General features: G+C 42.8%; 3 protein-coding genes. All 3 read right to left on the reverse strand.

Translation table 11 applies throughout. The annotated features are described in order from the left end of the window. Nucleotides 1–87: 87 nt before the first annotated feature. Complete coding sequence (locus CXF95_RS26060; protein WP_232788051.1) at nucleotides 88–1,086, reverse strand: tyrosine-type recombinase/integrase; 999 nt, start codon at nucleotides 1,084–1,086, stop codon at nucleotides 88–90. Next, a complete protein-coding gene (locus tag CXF95_RS26065) occupies nucleotides 1,076–1,993 on the reverse strand; it encodes a tyrosine-type recombinase/integrase (RefSeq protein WP_101201389.1) in 918 nt (305 codons plus the stop codon). Before CXF95_RS26065 ends, CXF95_RS26060 begins: the two co-directional genes overlap by 11 nt. Further along, the coding region (locus CXF95_RS26070; protein ID WP_232788052.1) for a tyrosine-type recombinase/integrase at nucleotides 1,987–3,039 on the reverse strand (1,053 nt) is incomplete at its 5' end. The genes CXF95_RS26065 and CXF95_RS26070, both read right to left, overlap by 7 nt.

Below are 3,039 nucleotides of genomic sequence, written 5' to 3' on the forward strand. Positions count from 1 at the left end.
TGAGTGGTTAATTATGTGCAGTAAAAATTACAAGCTATTGTATTTAAATAGTTTCATTTCATTTTTACTGCACATAATACAGACCCGTTACTTTCGTGCTTTTAGCATCTGTATAAGTTTATCAGGTGCTTTGAATTTTCCACGTTTAAGCGATGGTGGCGTTGTTGCCATCAGCGTTTCTAGCTTCTCGTCTGGATCTGCCCTCAGGTATATTTCAGTGCTTTTTAAGTCTGCATGACCCAGCCATAAGGATACTTTTCTTATGTCATGAGTCGCTTTGAGGGTATGCATAGCGCACGAATGCCGCAATGAATGGGGCGATACTCGCTTTTCCTGCAAGGTAACTTGCTTTAGTGCTGCGGTTTTAACATGCTTTGATAATATATATTTAAAGCCAGAACGCGTCATGCAGCTATCTTGTGCATTAAGAAAAAGCTCTGGCACCGCTGCGTTACTAGGTCTTATAGCCAACCAAGCACGAAGTACAGTTGTTGTTTCCTTCCATAATGGCAATATACGCTCCCTTCTTCCTTTACCAATAATATGGATTGTCGCAGAAGGTTGAAACACGATTTGATTAAGCGTCAAACCCACTAATTCGGAGACTCTTAAGCCAGCAGCAAAGCACAGATGCAACATTGCGCGGTCGCGTATGCCTGAATGAGTTTGAGGATCCGGTGCATCCAAAAGCGCTTGCATTTCTATCTTGTTAAGATAGTCAACAAGCTTATGACCTGCTTTTTTGATTGGTATTGAGTGGATGCGTCGAGACTGGTCAAGGCATGCTACTAGCCTATATTCCAAGAAACGGAAGAAGGCTTTAATCGCAGCAATTCTAGCATTGCGAGTGCGAGGAGAATTACCTCTAGTGGTTTCCAAATGATTTAAAAAATCGACTATTAACGTAACATCAAGATTTTCAATCATTAACTTTGACGGTTGAGTCTTCAATATGGTCGCGGCGAAGGTCGTCAGGAGTTGAAACGTATATGCGTAAGCATCAATGGTATGTTGGCTAACGCGTCGTTCATTAGTTAGGTACTCTTGTAAAAAAGCACTCAGTTGAAAGGCCAGATTAGTCATCATTAATACTCCTATAAGACGCTTCTTGCTCTTGCGATATTTTTGTTAGTAGTGTCGATGTGGCCTGCAAGTACCAGTAGGTATCTGATATGTGGGCATGCCCAAGATAGGTGCTTAGCGCAACCATGTGACGAGATATTGCAACGCGATTTCCTTCGCATTGTTCAAGCGACTTTACGGCAAACGTATGACGTAAATCATGCAAGCAGGGACCACCTGCATCATTATAGTCACGCAAACCAATTGCCCTCATTAGCTGTAAAAACACAGTGACGACAGTTGAATAAGGTAGCCGAGTCCCTTTATTGGAAATAAATAAAGCAGGTGTTCCGTTACCATAACTGACGCGGTATTTTGCGTAGACGCTAAGCGCATATTTCGTTGATATATGTAACGGTACTAACCTATCTTTCCTAAATTTTGTGTCCCGGATCACAAGACCATCTTCGCTTATGTTGTCAATGTTTAATGCTAGTGCTTCGCTAATTCGTATACCCGTACTCGCCATCAATGCAAACATAGTGGCGAAGGTTTTTGGCCTGATAGTGTCAACCGGCAATAATCGAGAGGCCGCAGTGAGTAACCGTTGTATCTCTTCGGGTGTATATATATGGGGTAGACGACGAATGCGCACATAACGACCGAAGGCGTCACGTGGCGGTATTTCGTACTTATTTGCAGCCGACTTCATTGCAATTGAGAATCGACGAACTATTAGTAATCGATTGCGTTTTTGAGCGACAGTTACCGCTAATCCAGCCCATTCAATGACGGTATGACATCGAACATGCACTTCACCTCTACTTTCAGCAAATTTGGCGAAGCTTTCCAATTGTCTTGCCGGCACTGTAAACTTAAACCCCATTGCTCTGCGCATGGAAACATACTTATCAATGGTTTCTTTTAACATGCTCCTTCCTCCGGCCATGGTTGCGCTATTTTGAGTAAATTAGGGACATCAACTTTGGCATAATACATAGTCATATCTAGGGAGTTGTGTCGTAGCAAAGCTGAAACGGCTTCCAGCGTTACCCCTTCTCGCAATAGCGAGGTAGCAACGGAGTGCCTTAACAAATGTGCACCATAAGAAGGTAAGTTTTTGATACTCGTTCGCTTTAAAGCAGCACCAACTATACTAGAAACACAAGAAGCATTACCTAATGCCCTAAATGGGGCATTTAGGCATAGGAATAATGACTTATTGGTGATGTAAGGACGCACATTATTTAAGTAAACGAGAATGGCGTCACCTGCCTCTTGTGGCAATGGTAAACGACTTTCTTTCTGCCCTTTGCCCCAGACAGTCAATGTACCTTGTGCCCAGTTGATATCATCAATTTGCATATCAACGATATCACCCGCTCTGAGTCCTAAGCGGGCAAGCAATAGAATAATAGCGCGGTCTCTTAGCCCTTTATCTGTGTTGATATCGCATGCATCTATGACTGCTTCAACGTCGTTTGATGAAATATATTTAGGAATGGACGATAACGACCATTGCGCAATAGTAGGGACGGCTTTATCCAAATCGGGAAGGCATAGGCCATTTAATGATAAAAAGCGCAAATAAGCTCGTAACCCTACCACTACATGCGCGGCGGCCGTTCGACTAAGAGGCTGGGTTACATCACATACGACCTGCTGAATAAGCGTTATGTTATATTTTTCTGTATTTGGCCCTAACTTCGTTAAAAGTAATAACATTGAACACCGATACTGCTTGACCGTCACAGGTCGAAGGCCACGATCTTTTAAATACTCGGTAAACGAGACGATCAGTGGCGGCAACGAGTCATGTTGAACGGTATTTACCTCAATAATCCCTTGTTCATCAAGGTACATCACAAACTTTAGTACGCGCTTTACGTACTTTCTAGACACGCTGCGTTTCTTTCGACCACCCTGGCAATTACAATGATGCTTTGCAAATTCGTTAACGCAATCGAGATCTATATC

This window comes from Paraglaciecola sp. MB-3u-78 (assembly GCF_002835935.1).
Lineage (GTDB): Bacteria > Pseudomonadota > Gammaproteobacteria > Enterobacterales > Alteromonadaceae > Paraglaciecola.